General features: G+C 52.7%; 4 protein-coding genes. 2 read left to right on the forward strand and 2 right to left on the reverse strand.

What is annotated here, in order from left to right; all coding sequences use genetic code 11:
* The coding region (locus V6D20_15875; protein ID HEY9817258.1) for an LL-diaminopimelate aminotransferase at window positions 1-995 on the forward strand (995 nt) is incomplete at its 5' end.
* A gap of 175 nt (window positions 996-1170) precedes the next feature.
* Complete coding sequence (locus V6D20_15880; GenBank protein ID HEY9817259.1) at window positions 1171-2583, forward strand: NCS2 family permease; 1413 nt, start codon at window positions 1171-1173, stop codon at window positions 2581-2583.
* Window positions 2584-2840: 257 nt separating this feature from the next.
* Here the strand turns inward: V6D20_15880 and V6D20_15885 are convergent, their stop codons facing one another.
* Entirely contained in the window at window positions 2841-3680 is an 840-nt protein-coding gene (locus tag V6D20_15885) for an SWIM zinc finger family protein (GenBank protein HEY9817260.1), read from the reverse strand.
* A 23-nt stretch (window positions 3681-3703) separates the two neighbouring features.
* The coding region (locus V6D20_15890) for a hypothetical protein (GenBank protein ID HEY9817261.1) at window positions 3704-4556 on the reverse strand (853 nt) is incomplete at its 5' end.

The raw sequence follows: 4556 nt of genomic DNA on the forward strand, positions 1-4556 counted from the left end.
CCAGCACCCACGGCTACCTCCTGTTCAACCGCACTCGCCCATTTCGGGATGCCGTCGCCCAGTGGTATACCCAGCGGTATGGCGTTGCCGTCGATCCAGAAACGGAAGTCCTCACCTTAATTGGCTCTCAAGAGGGTACAGCCCACCTGCCTTTAGCGGTGCTCAATCCGGGGGAGTTTGCCCTGCTGCAAGATCCTGGCTATCCCTCCCATGCTGGGGGGGTACATTTAGCCAATGGGCAAGTCTATTCCATGGCTCTGCGAGAAGAGAACCAGTTTTTGCCTGTGCTTGAAGACATTCCTGCTGCGGTCTTGGCCCAGGCGCGGATGATGGTGCTCAGCTATCCCCACAATCCCACCACCGCGATCGCCCCTCTCTCCTTTTTTCAGCAGGCCGTGGCGTTTTGCCAACGCCATGAGCTGATTCTGGTGCATGATTTTCCCTACGGCGATCTGGTGTTTGGGGAGGCGATCGCCCCCTCGATCCTGCAGGCCGACCCCGAAAAGACCGTTTCCATCGAATTTTTCACCCTGTCCAAGTCCTACAACATGGGCGGTTTTCGCATTGGTTATGCCATCGGTAACGCTGAGGTGATTCAGGCCCTGCGGCAGGTAAAAGCCGTGGTGGACTTTAACCAATATCTCGGCATCATGAACGGGGCGATCGCTGCCCTGCTAGGCCCACAAGATCACCTCAAGCAATCCGTCGAGACCTTCCGCCAGCGGCGAGATGCCTTTGTCCAGACCCTGCAGCAGATTGGCTGGATGGTTCCCGTCCCCGACGCCACCATGTATATCTGGGCCAAGCTACCGGCCCCATGGCAGCAAGATTCCCTAGGCTTTTGCACCCAACTGGTGGAGCAAACGGGGGTAGTCGCCTCCGCCGGGGCCGGATTTGGCAAATCGGGAGAAGGCTATGTACGCTTTGCCCTCGTCCATGATCCCGATCGCCTCACGGAAGCTGTGCAGCGGATTGGCCAGTTTTTAGGCTCCTAGGGTCAGTCCATCCACGGAGTCTATGTCTGTAGCAATCAACGCAGCACCTTTCCTTACCTTGATCTAGGCTACTGAGCAGACCATGTGTCGTCATTCCGTGATGGTGGCATCGCTCAGGAATGGTGATGGGTGGTACTATCCTAAAATTCTCGTCTGGATGATGTGAGGTAGTGCAATGACCCAAGAGCCCATAGGGCCCAGCTCTCTCGAAACACCCCCACCCCCGGATCCCAGTCCTGAAACCGGGATTGCTAAGTTTTTCGGCTTTGCAGAGCTAAAAACCGACCTGCGCACCGAAATTCTCGCCGGGGTGACCACGTTTATCACCATGGCCTACATCCTGGTGGTGAATCCGGGGATCCTCTCCGATGCTATTTTTCTCACCGAGTCCGGTGATCTATTTGGTGAATTAGCGATCGCCACCGCCCTGTCAGCAGCGATCGCCACTGCGTTTATGGGCCTCTATGCCAACTATCCCTTCGCCCTAGCGCCTGGTATGGGCTTGAATGCCTATTTCACCTTTTCGGTGGTGATTGGTTTAGGCATTGAATGGCGTGTAGCCCTAGCCGCCGTCTTTGTGGAAGGACTGATCTTCATTGCCCTCACCCTAGGCAATGTCCGCTCCCTGATTATCAAAGCCATTCCCGAATGTATTAAACATTCCACCGCCGCAGGAATTGGACTTTTTATTGCCTACATTGCCCTCTCGGGTAACCCAGACTTTGGCGGAGCCGGCATTATTGTCGCCAATGAAGCCACCAAAACTTCTCTGGGCAATCTGTCTCAAGGGCCAACCATCATGGCACTGATTGGCATTTTGATCACCTCCGCCTTTGTGGCCCGTCGGGTGATAGGAGCCTTGCTGTGGGGGATTTTAGCCACCGCTGTCTTGGGTTGGATTGTCGGCATCGCGCCTTGGCCCAGCGGCATTGTTGGCTTCCCTCAGTGGCCCACTGATTTGTTTGGGCAAGCCTTTGTTGGTCTAGGATCGCTCTTTCAAATCAACCCCCTTGAGCTGTTTGCCATTATCCTAGCCTTCCTGTTTGTAGACTTGTTTGACACCGTCGGCACCCTCACGGGGTTGGGCATGAAAGCCGGCTACATCCAAGACGATGGGGAACTCCCCAAAGCCAATGAAGCCTTCATGGCCGACGCGATCGGCACGACTGCCGGTGCAGTTTTGGGCACCTCAACCGTCACCACCTACATCGAATCAGCATCGGGGATCTCAGAAGGGGGACGTAGCGGCTTCACGGCGATCGTAGCGGCTATTCTCTTTGCCCTGTCGATCTTCTTCATTCCGCTCCTCTCAGCTATTCCAGGCTTTGCTACTGCACCAGCCCTGTTGATTGTCGGGGTGTTGATGGCAGGCAGTATTTCCCAGGTGCGCTGGGGCGATCCGGCAGAGGCCATCCCGTCGTTTCTGACGCTGCTGATTATGCCCCTCAGCTACTCCATCGCCGATGGTTTAGCCGCCGGGTTGATTACCTACCCATTGATTAAATCTTTCCAAGGGAAGGCCCATGAAGTTACCCCAGCCCTCTGGGTTCTAGCCGTCATTTTTGTTCTGAAGTTTGTCCTTGTCTAGATATCCGCCCAGGGTGTGGAGTCTACACCCTAAAATACCTAGCCGATCTTAATGGTGCTAGCGCTCCTGCGTTGATACCTGTCTTGGTGGCTCCTGCGACTCTTCTCCCACGACTATTAACGTCTGAACGCAGGAGCGCTGCCTGGAGTATTCCCACGCTCAGCATAGGAACAATAGGGCAATGCGGATTGGACAAGCTGCTGTAAATGAGAATTGCTTCCAAGGGTGTAGAGTCTACACCCTTGGATACCTAGCCGTTAGTTCATAGACTCGGATTGCCCGGCCCGCATGGCATCGAGCACAGCTTGCTGGCTCACCTGACTGTAGATACCCCGAAGTTCTTCCGTCAGCGTCTGAGACACATTCGCGGCCCCGCCCGTAACATCCAGTTTCAAGGGAAGCGGCCCTAGGGTATCCAACACGGTTTCGGTGCCTAGGGTCGGTGCAATCACCACAAGGGACGATTCTAGCTGTTCTTCATAAATCCACACTTGGTCGAGGGCGATCGCTTCTGTTGGTAGGGAAACGGGCTCTGATTCTGGGATCTCTGTATTGCCGGCATTACGCATCTGCCGTAGGTCGGCAATCACCTGATCTTTCGTCCGCCCTCGTAGCTGAAACAAGACAAAAGGATCATCACTGAAGCGATCGCCTAAGAGGTAGTACACCGCGCCGATATGCTTGCAAGGGTTGGCCTTATCAGGACAGGAGCATTTGCTATGAATATCAAATTTGGTTAACGGAAACAGGCTGAGACCATTGGCTGTGAATACTTCCTCAATGGTTTGGGGCATTTCTCCAGCTAACAGCTTGGCTGAGAACACCGCCTGTTCAGACATAGATTCGATCACGTATTGCCACTGTTCATCCTCAAATTGATCGAGGGATAGAGAAACTCGATAGGGTTCAGGCGCAGTTCCCTGTACCCGAGCCAGCACCTTCGATCCAGAGAATGCTAATTTCACCACATTGCCTTCACGGGCATAGTTGCGAGCGCGGGCCAGGCGGGGCATTCGCCCAAACGATTCGAGGTGGTCGATCCAGCGTTGCGCCCACCATTCTCGGTTTGCTAGCGTATCGTAGGATAAATTCGACATGATGACTCCCATCGCATCCCTAGCTACTCTGCATCCTCCGTAGCCTCGGGTTGATCTTCAGCGATCGCCTCTAGGTTGGCGATGTGCTGCAATATAGCATCATCATCAAACTCTTGACAGCGTTTTGCCTGGGAAAAAATGCGATATTGGTCAGATTCTTTCACGGTGATGGTTGTTCCAGCTTCTTCAAGATGGTTCACCTGGGGATGCACTAAGTTATATTCAATATTCTCTGCATGGATGGTCATGGTGATTCGAAATACTTCCAAGAAGTTCAGAACCCATCGACAATCCTCTTCCGCAAGATTTTCATAATATCGAATCAGAACAGCAATTCGCGATTCAAGATGTACTCGTGAATAGTTGCAAATCAGAATGATCTTAAGCAGCACAATCACCAAGGTGAGTGGATTACCCTGGGATAGCAGTAGGGCAAACATAGTGGAGGGCTGCTGGCCATCTTCGCTGGTCAGATATTCAATAATGCGGTTACAGGTGCGCAGCAGTAAGGCATCATCCAGTTTGCGATTGTTATGGGTTGTATAAAGCTCGTCTAGTTTATGACTTAAATTGTGCCGGAAGATCGATGCTCCATTCTGCTTTTCTACAGAGAAGAGGAGATATTTACACAGGCTTTTCTTGAATGCTTTATAGCGAATCTCTTTAGTTTGTCCTAGAAAAATATGGGCAAGGTTGAGATGATTAAACTGCCCGCGTCGAGCCACGATAAATTTAATCAGCCGCACAACTTCATCACCGAGAGCCGTAGGATTTTGAGTGGTGGTGGAGGTCGAGGATGCAGAGGATGGCTGTTGAGAATGGGCAGTATAAAACGCTAGGTCAAACTTAAATTTTTCCCGGAGACGAAAGGACAGC

Source organism: Candidatus Obscuribacterales bacterium (assembly GCA_036703605.1).
Lineage (GTDB): Bacteria > Cyanobacteriota > Cyanobacteriia > RECH01 > RECH01 > RECH01.

Coding starts and splice junctions, on each gene's coding strand:
- V6D20_15880 (HEY9817259.1), top strand. CDS start 1,171: ATGACCCAAGAGCCCATAGGGCCCAGCTCTCTCGAAACACCCCCACCC.
- V6D20_15885 (HEY9817260.1), bottom strand. CDS start 3,680: ATGTCGAATTTATCCTACGATACGCTAGCAAACCGAGAATGGTGGGCG.